At 71.4% G+C, this 22,305-nt stretch carries 21 protein-coding genes; 6 read left to right on the top strand and 15 right to left on the bottom strand.

What is annotated here, in order from left to right; genetic code table 11:
* Positions 1-247 precede the first annotated feature (247 nt).
* Positions 248-1,360, bottom strand: a complete 1,113-nt coding sequence (locus ACFYPS_RS07725) for an RNA-guided endonuclease InsQ/TnpB family protein (RefSeq protein ID WP_387323402.1) — start codon at positions 1,358-1,360, stop codon at positions 248-250.
* Between the two features lie 102 nt (positions 1,361-1,462).
* On the opposite strand from ACFYPS_RS07725, the gene ACFYPS_RS07720 reads away from it, so the two are divergent.
* Positions 1,463-2,899 carry a gamma-aminobutyraldehyde dehydrogenase gene (locus tag ACFYPS_RS07720; RefSeq protein ID WP_387323399.1) on the top strand — a complete coding sequence of 479 codons (1,437 nt, stop codon included), beginning with the start codon at positions 1,463-1,465 and terminating at the stop codon, positions 2,897-2,899.
* A gap of 5 nt (positions 2,900-2,904) precedes the next feature.
* Positions 2,905-4,176 (top strand): 4-aminobutyrate--2-oxoglutarate transaminase, encoded by a 1,272-nt coding sequence (gene gabT / locus ACFYPS_RS07715; RefSeq protein WP_387323397.1) that lies wholly within the window; start codon positions 2,905-2,907, stop codon positions 4,174-4,176.
* Between the two features lie 84 nt (positions 4,177-4,260).
* Here gabT and ACFYPS_RS07710 read toward each other — a convergent pair whose 3' ends face one another.
* The 6 genes from ACFYPS_RS07710 to ACFYPS_RS07685 all read right to left on the bottom strand — a co-directional run bounded on the left by ACFYPS_RS07710 (position 4,261) and on the right by ACFYPS_RS07685 (position 9,659).
* Positions 4,261-4,926 (bottom strand): hypothetical protein, encoded by a 666-nt coding sequence (locus ACFYPS_RS07710; RefSeq protein WP_354962774.1) that lies wholly within the window; start codon positions 4,924-4,926, stop codon positions 4,261-4,263.
* 62 nt (positions 4,927-4,988) lie between these two features.
* Positions 4,989-5,660: a M15 family metallopeptidase gene (locus tag ACFYPS_RS07705; RefSeq protein WP_387323394.1), complete on the bottom strand. Its 672-nt coding sequence runs from the start codon at positions 5,658-5,660 to the stop codon at positions 4,989-4,991.
* Entirely contained in the window at positions 5,657-6,787 is a 1,131-nt protein-coding gene (locus tag ACFYPS_RS07700) for a D-alanine--D-alanine ligase family protein (protein ID WP_387323391.1), read from the bottom strand. Before ACFYPS_RS07700 ends, ACFYPS_RS07705 begins: the two co-directional genes overlap by 4 nt.
* Positions 6,784-7,812, bottom strand: a complete 1,029-nt coding sequence (locus ACFYPS_RS07695) for a threonine/serine dehydratase (RefSeq protein WP_387323388.1) — start codon at positions 7,810-7,812, stop codon at positions 6,784-6,786. Before ACFYPS_RS07695 ends, ACFYPS_RS07700 begins: the two co-directional genes overlap by 4 nt.
* A 120-nt stretch (positions 7,813-7,932) precedes the next feature.
* Positions 7,933-8,997 (bottom strand): sensor histidine kinase, encoded by a 1,065-nt coding sequence (locus tag ACFYPS_RS07690; RefSeq protein WP_387323385.1) that lies wholly within the window; start codon positions 8,995-8,997, stop codon positions 7,933-7,935.
* Positions 8,994-9,659 (bottom strand): response regulator transcription factor, encoded by a 666-nt coding sequence (locus tag ACFYPS_RS07685; protein ID WP_354962769.1) that lies wholly within the window; start codon positions 9,657-9,659, stop codon positions 8,994-8,996. The genes ACFYPS_RS07690 and ACFYPS_RS07685 overlap by 4 nt, the downstream gene beginning before the upstream one ends.
* A gap of 153 nt (positions 9,660-9,812) precedes the next feature.
* On the opposite strand from ACFYPS_RS07685, the gene ACFYPS_RS07680 reads away from it, so the two are divergent.
* From ACFYPS_RS07680 to ACFYPS_RS07670, 3 genes are read left to right on the top strand one after another with little or no spacing between them, the layout of a single operon-like run.
* Positions 9,813-11,096, top strand: a complete 1,284-nt coding sequence (locus ACFYPS_RS07680) for a GAF domain-containing protein (RefSeq protein ID WP_387323382.1) — start codon at positions 9,813-9,815, stop codon at positions 11,094-11,096.
* Positions 11,097-11,138: 42 nt separating this feature from the next.
* On the top strand, positions 11,139-12,644 hold the full coding sequence (gene adh, locus ACFYPS_RS07675; RefSeq protein WP_387323379.1) for an aldehyde dehydrogenase: 1,506 nt from the start codon (positions 11,139-11,141) through the stop codon (positions 12,642-12,644).
* On the top strand, positions 12,644-12,988 hold the full coding sequence (locus ACFYPS_RS07670) for a DUF779 domain-containing protein (protein WP_387323376.1): 345 nt from the start codon (positions 12,644-12,646) through the stop codon (positions 12,986-12,988). Before adh ends, ACFYPS_RS07670 begins: the two co-directional genes overlap by 1 nt.
* 154 nt (positions 12,989-13,142) lie before the next feature.
* On the opposite strand, the gene ACFYPS_RS07665 is transcribed toward ACFYPS_RS07670, so the two are convergent.
* The 8 genes from ACFYPS_RS07665 to ACFYPS_RS07630 are packed head-to-tail and all read right to left on the bottom strand — an operon-like array spanning position 13,143 to position 21,101.
* Positions 13,143-13,349, bottom strand: coding sequence for a hypothetical protein (locus ACFYPS_RS07665; protein WP_387323373.1), 207 nt, complete (start codon positions 13,347-13,349; stop codon positions 13,143-13,145).
* 30 nt (positions 13,350-13,379) lie between these two features.
* Complete coding sequence (gene speB, locus ACFYPS_RS07660; protein WP_387323370.1) at positions 13,380-14,393, bottom strand: agmatinase; 1,014 nt, start codon at positions 14,391-14,393, stop codon at positions 13,380-13,382.
* Positions 14,390-15,592, bottom strand: coding sequence for a saccharopine dehydrogenase family protein (locus ACFYPS_RS07655; protein ID WP_387323367.1), 1,203 nt, complete (start codon positions 15,590-15,592; stop codon positions 14,390-14,392). The genes speB and ACFYPS_RS07655 overlap by 4 nt, the downstream gene beginning before the upstream one ends.
* Complete coding sequence (locus ACFYPS_RS07650) at positions 15,592-17,013, bottom strand: NAD(P)/FAD-dependent oxidoreductase (RefSeq protein ID WP_387323364.1); 1,422 nt, start codon at positions 17,011-17,013, stop codon at positions 15,592-15,594. Before ACFYPS_RS07650 ends, ACFYPS_RS07655 begins: the two co-directional genes overlap by 1 nt.
* Positions 17,010-17,852 (bottom strand): ABC transporter permease, encoded by an 843-nt coding sequence (locus ACFYPS_RS07645; protein ID WP_354962763.1) that lies wholly within the window; start codon positions 17,850-17,852, stop codon positions 17,010-17,012. Before ACFYPS_RS07645 ends, ACFYPS_RS07650 begins: the two co-directional genes overlap by 4 nt.
* Positions 17,849-18,763 (bottom strand): ABC transporter permease, encoded by a 915-nt coding sequence (locus tag ACFYPS_RS07640; RefSeq protein ID WP_387323361.1) that lies wholly within the window; start codon positions 18,761-18,763, stop codon positions 17,849-17,851. Before ACFYPS_RS07640 ends, ACFYPS_RS07645 begins: the two co-directional genes overlap by 4 nt.
* Positions 18,760-19,911 (bottom strand): ABC transporter ATP-binding protein, encoded by a 1,152-nt coding sequence (locus ACFYPS_RS07635; protein WP_387323611.1) that lies wholly within the window; start codon positions 19,909-19,911, stop codon positions 18,760-18,762. The genes ACFYPS_RS07640 and ACFYPS_RS07635 overlap by 4 nt, the downstream gene beginning before the upstream one ends.
* A gap of 5 nt (positions 19,912-19,916) precedes the next feature.
* Positions 19,917-21,101: an extracellular solute-binding protein gene (locus ACFYPS_RS07630; protein ID WP_387323358.1), complete on the bottom strand. Its 1,185-nt coding sequence runs from the start codon at positions 21,099-21,101 to the stop codon at positions 19,917-19,919.
* A 206-nt stretch (positions 21,102-21,307) separates the two neighbouring features.
* Between ACFYPS_RS07630 and ACFYPS_RS07625 the strand changes: the two genes are divergently transcribed.
* Positions 21,308-21,820 (top strand): Lrp/AsnC family transcriptional regulator, encoded by a 513-nt coding sequence (locus tag ACFYPS_RS07625; RefSeq protein WP_089017637.1) that lies wholly within the window; start codon positions 21,308-21,310, stop codon positions 21,818-21,820.
* Positions 21,821-22,305: the final 485 nt, after the last annotated feature.

Below are 22,305 nucleotides of genomic sequence, written 5' to 3'. Positions count from 1 at the left end.
GAGAGCGGCCGACGGAAACAGTCGCCGCAGCCCTTGTCTACCGCGAATTCAGTGGCCAAGATGGCAGACAGATTGCGATAACCGCCGCAGACCTCAGACCGACCGACCTCGGAGAGATCCAGTCTTGACATCCTCCTGGCCCGTAAGGGCCGGAGTTCCTCGCCGTCACCAGCGAGGGTTCCTGTTTCACCGCCGACTGCCCGAAGGGAGAACTCCCGTGAGGCCTTACGTCAGCTCCACAGGCGTTTTAGCTCTCCGCCAGCCCGGCGGCGAGGATGTTTCTGGCGGCGTTGACGCCCCGGTCGTGCGCCGCATGGCAGCCGGGGCACGTCCAGGCGCGGACGCCGAGGGTCATCGCGGTGTTGATTCGCCCGCACGCCGAGCAGGTCTTCGTGCTCGGGTGCCAGCGGTCGATGGCGATCACGGTCCGCCCGTACCAGGCGGCCTTGTACTCCAACATGCCGCGCAGGTCCGACCAGGCTGCGCCCGCGATAGCCCGGGCGAGACTGTGGTTGCGCAGCATGTTGCGCACGTTGAGGTCTTCGATCACGACCGTTTGGTTCTCGCGGACGAGTCGAGTCGACAGCTTGTGCAGGTTGTCGCGCCGCCGGTCGGCGATGCGGGCATGGATCCGGACCACCGCGAGGCGGGCTTTGGCCCGGTTGGCGGAGTCCTTGGCTTTGCGGGACAGGTCGCGTTGCGCTTTGCCCAGCCTGCGCCGGTCGGCGCGCTCATGCCGGGGGTTGGTGATCTTCTCCCCGGTGGAGAGGGTCAGCAGGTTGGTGATGCCGGCGTCCACCCCGACCGTCGTGTCGATAGGCGGCAGAGCGGCGACCGTCGGGTCTTCGACCAGCATGGACACGAACCAACGGCCGGCCGGGTCACGGGACACCGTGACCGTAGACGGCTCGGCACCGTCGGGCAGGGGCCGGGACCACACGATGGTCAGCGGCGTGTCCATCTTGGCGAGGGTGAGTTGGCCGTAGCGCCAGCGGAAGGCCGAGCGGGTGTACTCCGCCGATGCCCGGGACTTGCGCTTGGACTTGAACCGCGGGTACCTGGCGCGCTTGTTCCAGAACGCGGCGAAGCCGGCTTGCAGGTGCCGCAGGGCTTGCTGCAACGGCACCGAGCTGACCTCGTTGAGGTAGGCCAGTTCTTCGGTGCGTTTCCATTCGGTGAGCCAAGCCGACGACTGCACGTAGGTGCTGCGCTGCCGGTCGACGGCCCACGCACGGGTGCGCGCGTCGAGGGCGAGGTTGTACACCTTGCGCACGCATCCGAAGGTGCGGTTGAGCGCCGCAGCCTGTTCGGGCGTCGGATAGAAGCGGAATTTATATGCCCGCTTCACAACCTCACCCATGCTTCACATCTTACCAGCAGTCCATGTGACGCCATTTCCGAGAGGAGGGAGCGGCGTTTCCTCCCGGCCCTGCACGGCCGGGTTTCCACGCCGCACAACTAGATGAGTGACCAGCAGCAGCTGCGCAACTTCGTCAACGGCTCCTACGTCGAACCAGCCGACGGTGGCTACGCCGACCTGATCGACCCCTGCACGGGTGAGGTGTTCGCCCAGGCCCCGGTCTCCGGCGCGGCGGACGTGGACGCGGCGATGACCGCCGCCGCGACCGCCTTCGAGAGCTGGCGGGACGTCACCCCGGCCGAGCGGCAGCGGGCGATGCTCAAGCTCGCCGACGCCGTGGAGGCCAGGGCGGCGGAACTGGTCGACGCCGAGGTCCGCAACACCGGCAAGCCGCGCCAGCTCACCGCCGAGGAGGAGCTACCGCCGGCGGTGGACCAGTTCCGCTTCTTCGCCGGCGCCGCCCGTCTGCTGGAGGGGCGGTCCGCCGGGGAGTACCTGGCTGGGCACACCTCGTACGTGCGGCGTGAGCCGATCGGCGTCTGCGCCCAGGTCACCCCGTGGAACTACCCGCTGATGATGGCGGTCTGGAAGATCGCCCCGGCGCTCGCCGCCGGCAACACGGTGGTGCTCAAGCCGTCGGACACCACGCCGGTGTCGACGCTGCTGCTCGCCGAGATCGCCGCGGAGTTCTTTCCACCGGGGGTGTTCAACGTGGTCTGCGGCGACCGGGACACCGGCCGTACCCTCGTCTCGCACCCGACCCCGCAGCTGGTGTCGATCACCGGCTCGACCCGCGCGGGCATGGAGGTCGCCGCCGCGGCGGCCCCCGACCTGAAGCGGACCCACCTGGAACTGGGCGGCAAGGCGCCGGTGGTGATCTTCGACGACGCGGACGTGGCGGCGGCTGCCGAGGCCATCGCGCTGGGCGGCTACTTTAACGCCGGGCAGGACTGCACGGCGGCCACCCGGGTGCTGGCCGGGCCGGGCATCCACGACGACTTCGTGGCGGCGCTCGCTGAGCAGGCCCGCACCACCAGGACCGGCGCACCGGACGACGCCGACGTGCTCTACGGCCCGCTGAACAACGCCAACCAGCTCGCCCGGGTCAGCGGTTTCGTCGACCGGCTGCCGGACCACGCGGCGATCCAGACCGGCGGTTCCCGGCAGGGCGAGCGCGGCTACTTCTACGCGCCGACCGTGGTCTCCGGGCTGCGCCAGGCCGACGAGATCATCCAGGACGAGGTGTTCGGGCCGGTGATCACCGTGCAGCGGTTCTCCGACGAGGACGAGGCGGTGCGCTGGGCCAACGGCGTCGACTACGGCCTCTCGGCGTCGGTCTGGACGAGGGACCACGGCCGGGCGATGCGGATGACCCGGCGGTTGGACTTCGGCTGCGTCTGGGTGAACACGCACATCCCGTTCGTCTCCGAGATGCCGCACGGCGGCTTCAAGCACTCCGGGCACGGCAAGGACCTGTCGGTCTACAGCCTGGAGGACTACACCCGGATCAAGCACGTCATGCACAACATCGAGAGCTGATCCAGATGGCATCGTCGGAGGATCTGCACAAGCGGCGCGGGGCGGCGGTCGCCCGAGGTGTCGGCAGCGTGATCCCGTCCTATGTCGACCGTGCGTCGGGCGGAACGCTCACCGACGTCGACGGCCGGGAGTGGATCGACTTCGCCGCTGGCATCGCGGTGACCAGCGTCGGTAACTCCGCGCCGAAGGTCGTCGAGGCGGTACGGGCGCAGGTCGAGCGGTTCACCCACACCTGCTTCATGGTCGCACCGTACGAGTCGTACGTGGCGGTGTGCGAGCAGCTCAACGCGCTGACGCCGGGCGGGTTCGAGAAGCGCTCGGCCCTGTTCAACTCGGGCGCCGAGGCGGTGGAGAACGCCGTGAAGATCGCCCGGCACGCCACCGGGCGACCGGCGGTCGTGGTCTTCGACCACGCGTACCACGGCCGGACCAACCTGACGATGGCGTTGACCGCGAAGAACATGCCGTACAAGCACCGGTTCGGGCCGTTCGCCGGTGAGATCTACCGGGTGCCGATGTCGTACCCGCTGCGCGACGGCGGGCTGTCCGGCGCGGACGCGGCGGCGCGGGCGATCGAGATGATCGAGAAGCAGGTCGGCGCGGAGAACGTCGCCGCGCTGCTGATCGAGCCGATCCAGGGCGAGGGCGGCTTCGTGGTGCCCGCGCCGGGTTTCCTGCCGGCACTGAGCGGCTGGGCGAGGGCGGCCGGGGTGGTCTTCGTCGCCGACGAGATCCAGACCGGCTTCTGCCGTACCGGCGACTGGTTCGCCTGCCAGCACGAGGGTGTCGAACCCGACCTGGTCACCCTGGCCAAGGGCATCGCCGGTGGCCTGCCGCTGGCGGCGGTGACCGGCCGGGCCGAGCTGATGGACGCGGTGCACGTCGGCGGGCTCGGCGGCACGTACGGCGGCAACCCGCTCGCCTGCGCCGCCGCGCTGGCGACCATCGAGACCATGCACGAGCTGGATCTGGCCGGCGCGGCCCGTCGGATCGAGGCGGTGCTGGCGCCCCGGCTACGGGCCATCGCCGAGCGGGACCCCCGGATCGCCGAGGTACGCGGTCGGGGCGCGATGCTCGCCGTGGAGCTGGTGCAGCCGGGCACGCTCATCCCCGACCCGTCGGCCACGGCGGCGATCTCGGCCGCCTGCCACGCCGCCGGCCTGCTCACCCTGACCTGCGGCACGTACGGCAACGTGCTGCGCTTCCTGCCCCCGCTGGTGATCTCCGACGCCCACCTGACCCGGGGCGCCGACATCCTCGACGCCACCTTCGCCTGACCCGAAGGAAGGGCCCCTTCTTAACGCCTGGTGCATAAGAAGGGGCCCTTCCTAACGGCAGTGTCAGCTTCTGACGGCCGATCGTCAGCGGAGCACCTCGACGGTGTTGCGGCGGACCACGTTCTTGCCCGGCTCACGGATCTGGTCCATCGCCGCGGTGTTGAGCAGCACACAACTGCCCGACGGGCCAGTCACTGTCACCGTGGTGACCTTGTTGTTGTCCAGGTTGGTCACCCGCAGCCGCGTACCCACCGGGAACTGCCCGCTGGTCGCCGCCGGCGTCCCGCCCTCGGCGAAGAAGGTGACCGAGCCCGAGCAGGCCGAGCGGGGTGCCGGGCCCGGAGCGCCGGGAGACGCGGACCCGGGCCGGACCGTGCCGGCTGCCGGCGGCGCGGCTTCGCCGTCCAGCCGTTCCACCACGTTGCGGCGGATCACGTTCTTCCCCGGCTCACGGACCAGCTCCATCGCGGCGGCGTTGAGCAGCACACAACTGCCCGACGGGCCGGTCACCGTCACCGTGGCCGCCCGGTTGTTGTCCAGGTTGGTCACCCGCAGCCGCGTACCCACCGGGAACCGGTCGCTGGTCGCCGCCGGCGCCCCGCCCTCTGCCGAGAAGGTGACCGAGCCCGTGCAGACGGACTGCCGTGCCGGTGCGGTGCCGGCGAACCCGAAACCGGTCCCCACCGCCACGCCCGCCGCGGCGAGCACCGCCACGGTCGCCGCCAGCACGTGCTTGCGCTGCACCCTCATCGCCGTCACTCCCGTCCTCGGTGGTTTCTTACCGCCTGGTACGGACGGGAGCGCCCTACCGTTCAGCCGACACGGGCACCGATCGCCGCGGCGGCCAGATCCACCGGTCCGTACCGGGTGCGCGGCGCCCCGGTGGTCACGGCCCAGTAGCGGTCCCCGTACGACCAGTGCCACCACTCGGTCGGGTAGTTCACCAGCCCGGCGCCACCGAGCGCGTCCACCATGATCTGCCGGTGCCGCCGGGCGGCCCCGTCGATGGTGGGGGCGTCGGTGAAGCAGGCGTTCGCGCTGTCCTCCGGCGTGGCGTCGACGGCCGTGCCGAGATCCAACTCCACGCCGTCGTCGGTGCACAGGGTCAGATCCACGGCCCCGCCGGTGCTGTGCGGGGCCACCTCGACCGGCGAGACGAACTTGGTGGTCTCCCGGTGCAGCCGCTCCGGGGACCAGTCCGGGTGCCGCCGGCGCAGCTCTTCCCGGTAGCCGGTGAAGATGACCAACTGGGCCTGGTACGGCCGGTACCCCTCGATGACCAGCAGCCGCACCCCGGCGGGCAGCGCACGCTGCGCGGCCAGGAGCCGGTCCGCGACGCCGGCGCGCAGCCGGGCGTACGCGCCGGACGGGTCGGCCGCACGCCGGTCCAGTCGCTGCTCCGGCAGCTCGCGCAGGTCCACCAGCGGGTCGCCGTCGTCGGCGCTGGGCACCGCCGCCACCCGGGGATCGGAGAGCAGGATCATCGGCCGCTCCTGGTGGCGGTCACGGGTCGGCTCGCGTGCCGGGTACGGGCCAGCTCGACCAGCCGGTCCACCACCTCCCGGTAGCCGACGCCGGCCGCCGCCCACACCTTCGGGTACATGGAGTGCGCGGTGAAGCCGGGCATCGTGTTCAGCTCGTTGACGTACAGCTCACCGGTCGTCTCGTCGTACAGGAAGTCGACCCGGGCCAGCCCCCAGCCGCCGATCGCGGCGAACGCGCGCAGCGACAGCTCGCGAACCCGCTCGGTCACCTCCTCGGGCAGCACCGCCGGGACGATCATGGGGTCGGCGTCGCCGAAGTACTTCTGTTGGTAGTCGAACCAGCCGCCGGCGACGCGCACCTCCCCGACGGCCGACGCCTCCGGGCGCCAGCCGCCGAGCACCGCGCACTCCAACTCCCGGCCGGTGACCCCCTGCTCGACGATGACGAGCTGGTCATGCCGGAGCGCCTCCTCGACCGCGGCGGCCAGGTCGTCGCCCTCGTCCACCCGGGATATCCCGATCGAGGAGCCCATGCTGGCGGGCTTGACGAACAGCGGCCGGCGCAGGCCGAGCACCAACTTCTCCGGGTCGTCGGTCGCGCGGTAGGTGTGCGCGTCGAACGCGACGTGCGGGGTGGTCGGGATGCCGTCGGCGCGCAGCGCCCGTTTCATCGCCACCTTGTTCATGCCCACCGCGGAGGCCAGGATGCCGCACCCGACGTACGGCACGTCCAGCGACTCCAGCAGCCCCTGCACCACCCCGTCCTCACCGAACGGGCCGTGCAGCACGGGGAAGACCACGTCCAGCTCCGCGTGCACCGCGCCGGGGGCGTTCACCGCGGACACCTGCACGGTGCCCGCGCGCGGGCCGGAGCGCAGCTCGACCGCCGGCCCGGTCACCGTCAGCCGGTCGTCGATCGCCCGCTCGGCGGCGGGCCGGTCGCGCAGCTCGGCCAGCAGCGCGTCCGGCATCAGCCGGAACGCACCGGTGCGGGTGACGCCGATGGCGACCGTGCGGTACCCGCCGCCGGCCAGCGCCCGGGCCACGCCGAGCGCGGAGGCGCAGGAGACCTCGTGCTCCGCCGACGGGCCGCCGAACAGGATTCCGATCCGAGTTGGCGCGCTCATGCCGCCGCTCCTTCCACAGTCGTCAACTCGGCGAGCCGCTGGACCGTCAGCCGGGCCACCAGCGCCGCCTCCACATTTCCGCCGGTCAGCACCACGCCGACCGTTCGTTGCCACGGCACACCGGCCTCGGCGGCTAGCCGGAGCGCACCGGCCAGACCGGCCGCTCCGGACGGCTCGACCAGCACCTTCAGCTCCATCAGGAGCAGCCGGAACGCCGCCGCGATCTCGTCGTCGTCGACCCGGACGACCCCGCGCAGGGCGGTCCGCAGGATGGCGAACGGCAGTTCACCCACGCAGGACGGCCGCAGCCCGTCGGCGATCGTGGGCGCCGGGGCGACCGGAACCCGCTCGCCGGCCGCGAGGCTGCGGGCCAACGAGTCGCAGCCCACCGGCTCCACGCCGTACACCTCGATGGCGGTGCCGGCGGCGGCCAGGCAGGCGCCCGCCACCCCGCCGCCGCCGCCGACCGGGACCACCAACGCGTCCAGCGGGCTGCCGGCGCGCTCGGCCTCCTCGATCAGCTCGAGGCTGGCGCTGCCCTGCCCCGCGATCACGTCCGGGTGGTCGTACGCGTCGATGACGGGGTGACCGGTCTCCTCGCTGAGCCGCCGGGCCGTCGCCACCCGCTCGTCGACGCTGGTGCCGGCGAACACCACCCGCGCCCCCGCCGCCCGGGCCCGCTCGACCTTGGTCGACGCCGCGTCGACCGGTAGCACCACGGTGGCCGCGAGCCCGTGCTGCCGGGCCGCCAACGCCACGGCCACCGCGTGGTTGCCGGTGCTCTGCGCGATCACCCCGTCGTGCCCGGCCGTGGCGAGGCGGCCGACCGACCGCAGCGCCCCGCGCATCTTGTACGAGCCGCCGTCCTGGAGGTTCACCGCCTTGAGCAGGATCCGGGCCCCGGCCAGCCCGTCGATCACCGGGGACCGCAGCACGGGGGTACGGACCACCCGACCGGAGAGCCAGTGGGCGGCCTCCTCGACGTCGGCACGGCACAGGCCGGCCGGAGCAGCGGTGCGGGACATGGTTCTCCTTCTGTCGCGCTGGGGCCGGGACCGGGTCCACGGCTGGCAGACGGTTGTTTTCGAGCACGCCGAAGGCAGGGATGCCGCGACACGCGGACCCCGGGAGGGCGGGTGGGAGTGCTAGGGCGGAGCGGGTAGCTGGACGTCCACCCGCAGGCCGCCCTGCTCGCCGGGTCGGGCAGCGATGATGCCGTCGTGCGCCTGGGTGATCGAGCGGGCGATGGCCAGGCCGAGGCCGGCGCCGCCGCCGTGCGAGGTGCGATCCCGGGCGAGGCGGCGGAACGGCTCGAAGAGGCCGGCGACCGCCTCGGCCGGCACCGGCTGACCGGTGTTGACCACGGACAGCGCGGGCGAGCCGCCGACCGTGACGGTCAGCGAGCCGCCGCGCCGGTTGTACTTGATCGCGTTCTCCACCAGGTTGGTGACCAGGCGTTCGAGCAGCACCCGCTCGCCGACCACAACCCGGGGCGTGAGGTGGGCGTCGATCGTCACGGCGGCCTCCCGGGCACGGTCCCGGTATCCGGCGAGCACCGCGGCGATGATCTCGTCGAGCCGCTGTGGGGTACGCGAGCGAAGGCCCTGGTCGCTCTCGCTGAGCGCGAGCAGGCCCTCGATCAGCCGCTCGTTGCGCTCGTTCGTCTCCAGCAGCTGGCCGGTCAACAGCTCCAGCTGCTCAGCGGTGAGCGACCGCGCCATCCCGACCTCGATCAGCGTGCGCTGCACCGCCAGCGGGGTACGCAGTTCGTGCGAGGCGTTCGCGGCGAACCGCCGCTGCCCCTCGTACCCGGCGGAGACGCGCTCCATCATCTCGTCGATCGCCCGGGACAGCCGGGCCAGCTCGTCGCGGCCGCGGGGCCGGATCCGGTGGCCGAGGTTCTGCGGGCCGAGGTGCCCGATCGGCTCGGCCAGGTCGCGGACGGGACGCAGGCACCACACCGCGCCGAACCAGAGCGCCACCAGGGTGGCCAGAACCACGACCAGCATGGCCACCACCGGCAGCACGAACCCGCCCTGGTGTGCCGACGCGCAGACCTCCATCAGGCCGGGCAGCGGCAGATCGCAGATCTGCTGCCCACGGGTCCAGATCAGCCCGCTCAGCCACTTGCCGACCCTCGGCAGGAGCGGCCCGGCCAGCAACGCCAGCAGGCCCACGAGCAGCACCCGGCGGCGGGGCGTCCAGCTCACGCCGGGCCGCCGAGCCGGTAGCCGGCCTTGGGCACGGTGTGGATGACGGCCGGGTCGCCGAGCTTCTTGCGCAGGGTCATCACGGTGACCCGTACGGCGTTGGTGAACGGGTCGGCGAACTCGTCCCAGGCCTGCTCCAGCAGCTCCTCGGCGCTGACCACCTGCCCGGCGGCGCGCAGCAGCACGTGCAGCACGGCGAACTCCTTCGGGCTCAGCGCCAGCGGGCGGCCGTCCCGGGTGGCCACGTGCCGGGCCACGTCCAGCACCACACCGTCCTGAGCCAGCACCGGCGGAAGCGCCGGGGTGGACCGCCGGCCGAGGGCCTGCACCCGGGCGACCAGCTCGGCGAAGGCGAACGGCTTGGTCAGGTAGTCGTCCGCGCCGAGGTCCAGACCGGCCACCCGGTCCCGGATGCCGGCCGCCGCGGTGAGCAGCAGCACCCGGGTGCCCACCTGGGAGTCGGCGATGGTGCGGCACACCTCGTCTCCGGTGTGCCCGGGCATGTCCCGGTCCAGGACGGCCACGTCGTACCGGTTAACTCCGATCCGCTCCAGCGCACCGTCGCCGTCGTAGCAGACGTCGACGGCCATCGAGAGGCGTCGGAGCCCCTCGGCCACCGTGTCCGCCAGCAACCGCTCGTCGTCCGCCACCAGCACCCGCACGTTTCCGCTCCCCGTGGTTCCACTCGTCCGGCATACCGTCGCAGGCCGGGGTTAAGGGTTCTGTAAGCACTCTGCGTCATCCGTCCCCGGCGGATCGGACGGTTGGCGATCAGGGGTGAGCTGCGTCACGATGGAAGCCGAGGAGGTCGCCCGATGGCTGACCCGTGGCTCGCCCTGGAATTCGGCGTCGATCCGGCGGAGCGGATCGCGCAGGTCGGCGCCGCCCACGAGGCGTTCCTCGCCGCCGGCGCCGCCCCGCACCGGGTGCGGGAGGTGGTACGCCGCTCGTGGGAACGCTCAGCGCGGCTCGACCCGGAGGCCACCCCGCCGGTCGACCTGGTCGACGACGCGCTGGCGAGCTACCGGGCCGCTCACCCGCTGGCCCGGGTGCTGCCGCTGTTCCGGGACCTGCTGGGCGGCATCGCACAGGACGGCGCGCACCTGATGGCGGTCTGCGACGCGTACGGGCGGCTGCTCTGGGTGGAGGGCCACCCGGGAGTGCGCCGGCACGCCGAACGGATGAACTTCGTGCCCGGCGCCCTGTGGGACGAGAGACACGCCGGCACCAACGCCCCCGGCACCGCGCTGGCCGTCGACCACAGCGTGCAGATCTTCGCCACCGAGCACTTCAGCCGGCCGGTGCAGCGCTGGACCTGCGCCGCGGCGCCGATCCACGACCCGGTCACCGGTCGGCTGCTCGGCGCCGTCGACATCACCGGCGGCGACCACCTGGCCAACCCGCACAGCCTGGCGCTGGTCCGGGCCACCGCCCGGGCCGCCGAGGCGCAGCTCGCCACCGACCGACCGGTGGAGCCCGGCGTCGCCACCGTGACCGCGCTCGGCCGGGACGAGGCGGAGCTGCGCGTCGACGGGCGGCGGATCCGGCTCGGCCGCCGGCACAGCGAGCTGCTGGTGCTGCTGCTGCACCATCCCGAGGGGCGCACCGGCGAACAGCTCGGCCTCGACCTGTACGGGGACGACCGACTGCACCCGGTCACCCTGCGCGCGGAGCTGTCCCGGCTGCGCCGGGTGCTCGGCCCCGAACTGCTCGACTCCCGCCCGTACCGGCTGCGCGGCACCGTCCGCGCCGACTTCACCACCGTCGCGGACCGATTGGACCAGGGCGATCCGGCGGGCGCGCTCGACGCGTACTCCGGGTCGCTGCTGCCCGGCTCGGACGCACCGGGAGTGACGCGACTACGTCGGCTCATCGACGGCCAGCTCCGCGCGGCCGTGCTGGCCACCGCGGACCCGGCGCTGCTCGCGACCTGGACCGCGACGTCCGCCGGGGACGACGACCTGACCGCCTGGCAGGCCCTGGCGCGGGCGTTGCCGGCGGGCGCGCCACGCCGGCCGCTCGCGCTCGCCCGCATCGACCAGCTCGCCGGGGAGTACGACCTACCGCGCGCAACGTGGCTGCAACGTTCCGGAAACTAACGTCGCCGTCGGCACACCCGCACAACGACGGCGGAGGTAACCATGACGCGCTACGACGCGCCCACCCACTGGCAGTCCCGTTACGACCACTTCATCGGCGGCGAGTACGTCAAGCCGCACGGTGGCGGCTACTTCGAGAACCCGACCCCGGTCACCGGGCAGACCTTCACCGAGGTGGCCCGGGGCACCGCACCGGACATCGAGAAGGCCCTGGACGCCGCACACGGCGCCGCCGACGCCTGGGGGCGCACCTCGGTGGCCGAGCGGGCCCTGATCCTCAATCGCATCGCCGACCGGATGCAGGAGAACCTGGAGTCGCTGGCCATCGCCGAAAGCTGGGAGAACGGCAAGCCGGTCCGCGAGACGCTGGCCGCCGACATCCCGCTCGCCATCGACCACTTCCGCTACTTCGCCGGGGCGATCCGGGCGCAGGAGGGCTCGCTCGGCGAACTCGACGACGACACCGTCGCGTACCACTTCCACGAGCCGCTCGGCGTGGTCGGGCAGATCATCCCGTGGAACTTCCCGATCCTGATGGCCACCTGGAAGCTGGCGCCCGCGCTGGCCGCCGGCAACGCCGTGGTGCTCAAGCCGGCCGAGCAGACCCCGGCATCGATCCACTACTGGCTGTCGCTGGTGGCGGACCTGCTGCCACCCGGCGTGCTCAACATCGTCAACGGCTTCGGCGTGGAGGCCGGCAAGCCGCTGGCGTCCTCGGCGCGGGTTGCCAAGGTGGCGTTCACCGGTGAGACCACCACCGGGCGGCTGATCATGCAGTACGCCAGCGAGAACATCAAACCCGTCACCCTGGAGCTGGGCGGCAAGAGCCCGAACATCTTCTTCGACGACGTCAGCGCTGCTTCTGATGCCTTCCTGGACAAGGCGCTCGAAGGCTTCACCATGTTCGCCCTCAACCAGGGCGAGGTCTGCACCTGCCCGTCGCGGGCGCTGATCCAGCAGGGCCACTACAGCGACTTCCTCGCCGCGGCGGTCTCCCGCACCGAGCAGATCGTGCAGGGGCACCCGCTGGACACCGACACGATGATCGGGGCGCAAGCCTCCAACGACCAGCTGGAGAAGATCCTGTCCTACCTGGACATCGGCCGGCAGGAAGGCGCCAAGGTGCTCACCGGCGGGTCCCGCGCGGACCTGGGCGGCGAGCTGTCCGGCGGGTACTACGTCCAGCCGACGATCTTCGAGGGCGACAACTCGATGCGGGTCTTCCAGGAGGAGATCTTCGGACCGGTGGTCTCGGTGACCTCCTTCGCCGACCTCGACGACGCCGTCAAGACCGCCAACGACACCCTGTACGGGCTGGGCGCGGGCGTCTGGACCCGGGACATGAACACCGCGTACCGGGCCGGGCGGGCCATCCAGGCGGGCCGGGTGTGGACCAACTGCTACCACGCGTACCCGGCGCACGCCGCGTTCGGCGGGTACAAGCAGTCCGGCATCGGCCGGGAGAACCACAAGATGATGCTGGAGCACTACCAGCAGACCAAGAACCTGCTGGTCAGCTACTCGACGCAGAAGCTCGGCTTCTTCTGATGTCCGTCGTCTCCGTCACCCCCGCCGCGGCCGAGTTGATCCGGTCGCTGCGGGGGCGGCACGGGCCGCTGATGTTCCACCAGTCCGGCGGCTGCTGCGACGGCAGCGCCCCGATGTGCTACCCGGCGGGCGAGTTCCGCACCGGCTCGTCCGACGTCCTGCTCGCCTCGCTAGCTGTGGACGGGGTGCCGGAGCCGGTCGACTTCTGGATGTCGACCGCACAGTGGGAACTGTGGAAGCACACGAGGCTGACCGTGGACGTGGTCCCGGGGCGCGGCAGCGGCTTCTCCCTGGAGGCCCCGGACGGCGTCCGCTTCCTGATCCGCTCCCGCCTCGCCGCGTGACGTCGGCTCCGGCGCGGTGGGGCGTGGGTGGCGGAGCCGCCCGCACTGGAGAGCGTTATACCTCCGAGGCATAGATATGACTCAGAGGTATAACGCTCGAAACCCAGTCCTCCCCCGCGTGGGACGCTGTGTGACCGTTGGGCCCGCCGCAGGATCAGTCGCAGCCGTAGCCGTCGTTGTCGCGGTCCAGGTCGTAGATGTCGTCGCCGATGACCTTGACGGGGCCTGTGACGTAGGCGGGGCCGTTGCCGCCGCCCGGTAGGCAGTCGACGTCGCTGGCGATCGGGACGCAGCCGCCGTAGTTCGGGTCATGCCGGCATCCGCTCGGCCGGACCGGGCAGGGCCGATCGTGCGGCCTCACTCGGGTATGAACTTCGCGAATCGCCCCTTATCAGCGGGCGTCCAGGAGGGGCTGTCGCGGGTTCCAGGGTGGACCTCCGGCCGCGTCGCGGCGGCGGCGGGCGATCGCCGACAGTGCCTCCAGGACCACGCGATTGCCCAGGTACGCGGTGATGTCGGCGTGGTCGTACGGCGGGGCGACCTCGACCACGTCCACCCCGACGACGGGCAGCTCGTAGCAGACCCGGCGAACCGCGTCGAGCAGTTGCCGGGAGGTCAGGCCGCCCGGCTCCGGGGTGCCGGTGCCCGGCGCCATGCCGGGGTCCACGACGTCCACGTCGACGGAGAGGAACACCCCCTCGCACTCGTCGACCGCGATCGCGAACGCCTCGGTGAGGCACGCGTCGAGCCCGCGCGCGACCAGCTCGGTCATCTCGTACGACCGCATCCGCTGCTCCGCCATCCAGGACAGGACGTCCGGCCCGGGCCAGTAGCCGCGCAGCCCGATCTGGAGGAACCGGTCACCGCGTACCGCGCCGGACTCGATGAGCCGGCGCATCGGCTGGCCGTGCCCGTGCAGCGAGCCGAACTCGATCTCACCGGTGTCGGCGTGCGCGTCGAAGTGCACGAGCGACACCCGGCCGTGCCCGTGCTGCCGGGCCACACCGGTGGCGTCGGGCAGCGCGATGGAGTGGTCCCCGCCGAGCACCACCGGGATGGCGCCGGCGGACGACACGGCGTGGACCGCGGCCTCCAGGGCGGCCAGCGAGCGCTCGATGTCGCCGGAGAACATCTCCACGTCGCCGGCGTCGTACACGCGCAGGTCGCGCAACGCGTCGACGCGCAGCGCGAGGGACGGGCGGGAGCCGTCGTGGGCGAGGTAGCACGCCTGCCGGATCGCCGACGGTCCGAACCGGGTGCCGGGCCGGTGCGAGGTGCCGCCGTCGAAGGGCGCCCCGACGATCACGACGTCGGCGTCGCCGTACGACGCCGGGTCGTCGAGCGTGCACCGGTCCACGCCGAGGAAGGTGATGTCCGGCCCGTACATGGCCCCGTAACGGCTCATCGCTCCTCCATCCCCCACGGCGAGCCGTAGGCGTTCAGCAGGTCGAGGAACGGCACCGGGGGCAGCGCCTCCGGGCCGAGCACCCCGACGCCGGACCAGGCGCCGGTGGCGAGCAGTTCCAACGCCACCACCGGGTTGACCGCGGTCTGCCAGACCACCGCCTGGTGGCCGTACTCCAGCATGGACCACTCGTTGTCGACCACGTGGTAGAGGTAGACCTCCCGGGGCCGCCCGTCCGGACCGAGGCCCCGCACCCAGGTGCCGGCGCACGTCTTGCCACGCATCCGCTCGCCGAGGGTGGCCGGGTCGGGCAGGCAGGCGGCCACCACGTCCCGCGGCGACACCTGGACGCCGCGCACGCCGACCGGCGCGGTCGAGTCGAGGCCGAGCTTGTGCAGCGTCCTGAGCACCTCGATGAACTCGTCGCCGAGGCCGTACTTGAAGGTGACCCGGCGGGCCTTGACCCAGCGCGGGATGAGCAGCACCTCCTCGTGCTCGACGTTGACGCACTCGACCGGCCCGATCCCCTCCGGGAAGTGAAAGACCTCCGGCTCGGAGAACGGTTCGGTGGTGTACCAGCCCCGGTCCCGCTCCCAGACCACCGGCGGGTTGAGGCACTCCTCGATGGTGGTCCAGATGGAGAACGACGGCGCGAAGTCGTAGCCGTCCACGGTGAGGTTCGCCCCGTCCCGGACGCCGATCTCGTCGATCTCGCTGAACAGCTCGTCGGCGGCGTACCGGGCGAAGACGTCGGACAGGCCGGGTTCGACACCGATGCCGCACAGCGCCAGCCGGCCGGCCGCGGACCAGTCGTCGGCCAGCGCGAACTGCGCGTCGCCGAGCAGCACCCCGGTCTCGGCGTACGGGCGGGACGGATGCGGCCGCGACAGCGACATCGCCATGTCCAGGTAGTCCGCGCCAGCCGCGAACGCACCGTCGAAGATCGGCATGACGAAGCGCGGGTCGACGGCGTTGAGCACGTGGGTGATCCGGTGCTCCCGGCAGAGCGCGGCGACCCCGTCGGCCGAGGACGCGTCCACCTGGGCGGCGACGAACCGGTCACCGTGCCCGGCGACGGCACGCTCGGCGCGGCCCGGGTCGTGGTCGGCGACCACCATGGTCTCGAAGAAGGACCGTCGGGCGGCGATGGCTACGGCGGCGGAGCCGACGCCACCGGCGCCGACGAGCAGGACACGCATCAGGAATCAAACCCCAAACCGAGACGATCGAGAGTACGGAGCCAGAGGTCGCGCCGGCCCTCGCGCGCGTCGGCGCGGGCCAGTGACCAGCGGGTGAGATTGATGCCGATGGAGCGGACGGGTTCCGGCGGGAACGGCAGCGGCTTGCTGCGGACCAGGTCGAGCCCGGTCAGCGGGGTGTTCCCGCCGGCCAGCAGGTCGAGCAGCACGCGGGCACCGAAGCGGGTGGCGCCCACGCCGAGACCGGTGTAGCCGGCCGCGTACGCCAGCCGACCGTCGTACGCGGTGCCGAAGAACGGGCAGAACCGGGTGCAGGTGTCGATGACGCCGCCCCAGCGGTGGCTGAAGCGCACGTCGGCGAGCTGCGGGAAGGTGGTGAAGAAGTGCTGGGCGAGGGTGGTGAAGGTGGCGGGACGCTGCTCCAGCTCCGGCGCGACCCGGTTGCCGTAGTGGTAGACGGCGTCGTACCCGCCGAAGAGGATCCGCCCGTCGGAGGTGATCCGGTAGTAGTGGAACTGGTTGCCGGTGTCGGCCAGTCCCTGCCGGTTGCGCCAGCCGATCGCGTCCCGCTGCGCCGGGGTGAGCGGCTCGGTCATCAGCACGTGGTCGTACACCGGCACCAGGTACGCCCGCAGCCGGCGCAACAGCGGCGGGAAGGCGTTGGTGGCCAGCACCACCCGCCGGGCCCGTACCGACCCGGGCGCGGCGTCCGGCCCGCCAGCCGTCCGGGCGTACAGCGCCGCGCCGTCGGCGCGCAGCCCGGTCACCCGCGTGTGCTCGTGCACCCGCACGCCGAGGTCGAGGCAGGCACGGCGCAGCCCCCACGCCAGCTTCGCCGGATCCAGCATGGCCACCCGGTCGGCGTCGACCATCCCGCCGAGGTACGTCGGCGAGTTCACCTCGGCGCGCACCTCGTCGCGGTCCAGCAGCCGCACCTGATGGCCGTACCGGCGGGCCAGCTCCGCGTCGGCGGCGAGCCCGGCGAGCTGGTACGGCTCGACGGCGACGGCCAGCTCGCCCGTGCGTTCGAAGTCGCAGTCGATGCCGAATTCGGCGATGGTGGCGGCGATGGCGTCCAGGTTCTCCCGGCCGAGACGGTCCAACTCGCCGACCTCGTCGGGGAACCGGTCGACGCCGTTGGCCAGGCCGTGGGTGAGCGAGGCGGCGCAGAACCCGCCGTTGCGCCCGGACGCGGCCCAGCCGCAGGTGCCCGCGTCGACGAGCAGCACGTCGCGGTCCGGCTCGGCCTGCTTGGCCAGCAGGGCGGCCCAGAGCCCGCTGTATCCGCCGCCGATCACCAGCAGGTCGGCGTGCTGCGGGCCGGCGAGCGGCGGCAGCGGGTCGGGGCGGTCCGGACGGTCGAGCCAGTAGGGCACCGGGGCCGCGTCGGCGAGCGCCCGGCCGGTGTGCGGGACGGTCATGACGGCCGGTGCGCCGGACGGCCCTGCCCCGTGCTGGCCAGCAGGTTGGCACGGCGGGATCGCCGACCGCGCAGCGAGCTGAGCCCGACCAGCAGCAGCGCGATCGCGAACATCGCGGTGCCGATGACGTTGACCTGCGGCGGGATGCCCCGCTGGGCAGCGCCCCAGACGTACATCGGGAACGTGACGGTCGTGCCGGCGTTGAAGTTCGTGATGATGAAGTCGTCGAAGCTGAGCGAGAAGGCCAGCAGCGCGGCGGCCACGATGCCGGGCAGCACCAGCGGCAGGGTGATCCGCCGGAAGGTCTGCCACTCGCTGGCGTACAGGTCCATGGCGGCCTCCTCCAGCCGCCGGTCCATCCCCGCCAGACGCGCCTTGACGGTGACCACCACGAACGAGACGCAGAACATCACGTGCGCGATGACGATGGTCCAGAAGCCCTGCGGCACCCCGGCGGAGACGAAGAGGGCCAGCAGCGAGGTGCCCATCACCAGCTCCGGGGTGGCCATCGGCAGGAAGATCAGCACGTTGATGCCGGAACGACCGCGGAAGCGGTGCCGGACCAGCGCGAACGCCATCAGGGTGCCGAGCACGGTGGCGACCACGGTGGCGATGAAGCCGATCTGCACGCTGCGGACCACCGCGTCGCACATGTCCGACGTGGCGCACGGCTGACGCCAGTTGTCCAGGGTGAACTCGTTGAAGTCGTACGACAGCCGGCTCGACGGGCGGTTGAACGACAGCCCGGCCACCACCAGGATCGGCAGCGCCAGGTAGCCGAGCACCAGCAACGCCACGATCATCACCCAGCGGTCCGCCAGCCAACGCGAGAGCCTCACAGCACCTCCTCCGTGCCGGCCCTGCGCAGATAGCCGAAGACCACCGCGAGGATCGCCGCCATCAGCAGGAACGACAGCGCGGCGCCCTGCGGGTAGTCCAGCCGGACCAGGAACGCCGAGTCGATGACGTTGCCGATCATGTACTCGTTCGGGGTGCCGAGCAGCTCGGCGTTGATGTAGTCGCCGCTGGCCGGGATGAAGAACAGCAGCGTGCCGGCGACCAGACCCGGCATGGACAGCGGCAGGGTCACCCGGCGGAACGCCTGCAATCCGCTGGCGTACAGGTCACTGGCCGCCTCCAGCAGCCGATGGTCGAGCCGCTCCAGGCTCGCGTACAGCGGCAGCACCAGGAACGGCAGGAAGTTGTACGTCAGGCCGAGCACCACCGCGAACGGGGTGGCCAGCAACCGACCGTCCGGGGCGAGCAGGTGCACGTCGCGCAGCAGGCCGACCAGTGCGCCGTTGTCCGACAGGATGGTCTTCCAGGCCAGCGTGCGGACCAGGAAGCTGGTGAACATCGGCGCGACCACGCAGACCAGCAGCAGGTTCTTCCACCGGCCGGCCTTCTGCGCGATGGCGTACGCGAGCGGGTAACCCAGCACCAGCGCCAGCACCAGGGCCACGCCGGCGTAACCGAACGAGCGCAGGAACTGCGGCCAGTACGCCTGCAACACGTCCGGGTAGTTGCCGAACGCCCAGGTCAACGCGTACCCGGTGGAGAGCGAGCCGCTGGGGTCGTAGAGGCTGGCCGCGGCGAGCTGCACCAGCGGCACGCCGAAGAAGATGAGCAGCCAGGCCGCGCCGGGCAGCAGCAACAGGTACGGCAGCAGACGGTGCCGCCCGGACCGGGCTGCCGGCGGCGTGGGCGGCGGCTGCCCCGATCCGGTGGGCACCTGGGCCAGGACGGTCACGACGACGCACCCACCGGCTCGTCGACCACCGGCGAGGTCCGGTCGCTGTCGTCGGCATCGCGGGGCAGCAGGAACGCGTGCCGTGGATCCCAGTACGCCACGGCCTCGCTGCCGACCCGCACCTGAGCCGCCGCCCCGCTGTTGGCCGTGAACACCGACAGCTCGGTGCCCCAGCCGGTGCGCAGCAGGTACTGGGTGCTGACCCCCACGTAGGAGGCGTCGCTGACCACCCCGGTGACGTGCTGGTGGCCTGCGGGCACCTGGTCGGCGGAGCCGACCAGATGCAGCTTCTCCGGGCGTACGCCCAGGTGGACCGGACCACGGTCGGCCCGGGACCGGCCGGCGGGCACCGAGAAGCGCGCGCCGTGTGCCGTCACCGCCACCTCGCCGCCCGCGGTGCCGGCGGCCTCGCCGGCGAGCAGGTTGGACTGGCCGAGGAAGTTCGCCACGAACGCGGTGGCCGGGAACTCGTAGATGTCGGCCGGGGCGCCGAGCTGCTCGATCCGGCCGGCGTTCATCACCGCGACGGTGTCGGCCATGGTCATGGCCTCCTCCTGGTCGTGCGTGACGTGTACGAAGGTGATACCCACCTCGGTCTGGATCCGCTTCAGCTCGATCTGCATCTGCCGGCGCAGCTTGAGGTCGAGAGCGCCCAGCGGCTCGTCGAGCAGCAGCACCTGCGGCCGGTTGATGAGCGCGCGTGCCAGCGCGACCCGCTGCTGCTGGCCGCCGGAGAGCTGGGCCGGGCGGCGGTTGCCATAGTCGTCGAGCTGCACCAGCGACAGCATCCGCAGGACCTCGTCGTCGACCGAGCGGATGCCGCGCCGACGCAGCCCGAAGGCCACGTTCTCGAAGATGTTCAGGTGCGGGAAGAGCGCGTAGCTCTGGAACACGGTGTTGACCGGTCGCTTGTACGGCCGCAGCCGCGCGATGTCGCGGTCGCCGAGCAGCACCTGACCGCTGGTCGGCTCCTCCAGACCGGCGATCATCCGCAGCGTGGTGGTCTTGCCGCAGCCGGACGCGCCGAGCAGGGCGAAGAACGAGCCCTGCGGGATGGTCAGGCTGAGTTCGTCGACCGCGGTGAAAATCCCGAACCGCTTGGTGAGGTTGGCCAGGCGCAGGTCGCCGGCGGGTGTCTCGCGCGCCATCTCCGTCACGCCCCGATGACCTGCTGGTACTTGCCCTCGTACTCCTTCTCCTGCTTCTCGTCCAGGGCCATGAACACCTTGGACTTCGACAGCAGCGCCTCGTCGGGGAAGATCAGCGGGTTGGCGGCCAGCTCAGGGTCGATCTTCTCCATCTCGGCCTGGGCGCCCTTGACCGGGCAGATGTAGTTGACGTACGCGGCGAGCGTCGCGGCGACGGCCGGCTCGTAGTAGTAGTTGATCAGCGCCTCGGCGTTGCCCTTGTGAGTGGCCTTGTTGGGGACCATCATGTTGTCGCTGAACAGCATCACGCCGGAGTCAGGCGCGACGAACTGCACCTTGGCGTTCTCGCTGGAGAGCTGGATGACGTCCCCGGACCAGCCGATGCACGCGGCGATGTCACCCTTGGCCAGGTCGGGTGCGTAGTCGTTGCCGGTGAACTTGCGGATCTGTCCCGAGTCGACGGCCTTCTTGAGCTTGTTGAGCGCGTCGTCGAACTGGGCGGTGGTGAAGTTGGCCGGGTCGTGCCCGTTGGACCCGAGCAGCAGGCCCATCGTGTCGCGCATCTCGCTGAGCGCGGTCACCTTGCCCTTGAGGTCGGGACGGGTGAGCAGCTCGTCGACGGTGCGCAGCTCCTTGGTGACGTCGCCGTTGTACGCCAGACCGGCGAGGCCCGACTGCCACGGGATGGAGATCCGGTTCTCGGTGTCGAAGGAGCGGTTGAGCAGCGACGGAAGCAGGTTGGCCTGGACGTTGGGAATCTTCGCCGGGTCGAGCTTCTGGATCCAGCCGAGCCGGATCATCCGGGCCGCCATCCAGTCGGTCAGCACGATGAGGTCCCGGTCCGTGCTCTGGCAGGCCGCGAGCTGGTTCTGCACCTTGCCGAAGAACTCGTTGTTGTCGTTGATGTCCTCGGTGTACGTGACCTGGATGCCGGTCTTGGTGATGAACCCGTCGAGGCTGGGTCGCTTGGACTCGTCCTTCTCGTCCACGTCCATGTACTGCGGCCAGTTGGAGAAGGCAAGCTTCTTCTCGGTGCCGGAAAGGTCTTCGCTGACGCAGCCGGCCTCGGTCTGTTGCGCGCCCTTAGTGCCGCAGCCGGCGAGGCTGCCGCCCGCGGCGAGGAGCGCGGCCGAACCGAGAGTGCCGGTGAGCAGTCCACGCCGGGTGAAGGGCCGGAGGGGAGTACGCATGACGACTCCTAAAGGGTCATCGTCGGCGGGCGGGACGGGGGTGGCGCGCCGGCGGAAGGGTCAGGTGCCATGGACGACTGATCCTGACATGAGGTGACCTTCCTTACAAGGGATTCCGTTGCGGGGTTAGCGATGCACGACGAAATACGCCAGACTGCGCGAGGACACACGCGCGACATCACGATTCGGTACATGGGGAGCGCACGATGACGAACCGGCAGCACGAGAACGGCAACGGCGGTCGACGCGTCGCTGTCCGTGAAGGTGCCAATCACGCTCTGCTGGATGACGTGGCCAAGCGGATCATCGAACAGCTCCAGGAGGACGGCCGGCGACCGTACGCCACCATCGGCAAGGCGGTCGGGCTCTCCGAGGCGGCGGTTCGCCAGCGGGTGCAGCGGCTGCTCGACTCCGGCGTGATGCAGATCGTCGCGGTGACCGATCCGCTCCAGCTCGGCTTCCCCCGCCAGGCGATGATCGGCCTGCGTACCGACGGCGACCTGGAGGCAGTGGCCGACCGGCTGGCCGAGTTGGAGGAGGTCGACTACGTGGTCATCACCGCCGGGTCGTTCGACCTGCTCACCGAGGTGGTCTGCCGCAACGACGACCACCTGCTGGAGATCCTGCAGCGACTGCGCGCGGTGCCCGGGGTGCTGTCCACCGAGGCGTTCGTCTACCTCAAGTTGCGCAAGCAGACCTACACCTGGGGCACGGCCTGACGCTCACGGCCTCGTGATCCACTCGACTTCCAGGAAGTCGGGGTGTCCGGGCCGCCCGGACACCGCGATTTCCGTGATCCCGAGTGGATCAGCGGGCCGCCTGGCGAACTGCCCCAGAGACGCCCCGCCCCCGTCCCGGCTGCTCCACTCGCTTGATCCACTCGACATCCTTGATATCGCGGCATCAACCCCGCCCCGACACCCCGACATCGGCGATATGGAGTGGATCGTGGCCGGCGGGCCGGCGGGGCAGCGGGGCGGCGGCCCAGCGGACCGGCGGACCAGCAGGGCGGCGGGGCGGCGGGCCAGCAGGGCGGCGGGCCGGCGCACGACCGGGCCGGCCGGGCCGGGCCGACCGGGGCATTGTGTGGCGCCCTTTGCTCTGCTTCACCCGGCGCAACACCCGGTGTCCGGATACCGGACGTGCGGTGTTGCGTCCGTTGAAGCAGAGCAAAGGACCGCGAACCAGGGTCACCAGGCCGTCG

The organism is Micromonospora sp. NPDC005087 (assembly GCF_042872965.1).
Taxonomy (GTDB): domain Bacteria; phylum Actinomycetota; class Actinomycetes; order Mycobacteriales; family Micromonosporaceae; genus Micromonospora.
The sequence above is the reverse complement of the archived record's forward strand: the minus strand, read 5'-3'. Positions and strand labels throughout refer to the sequence as shown.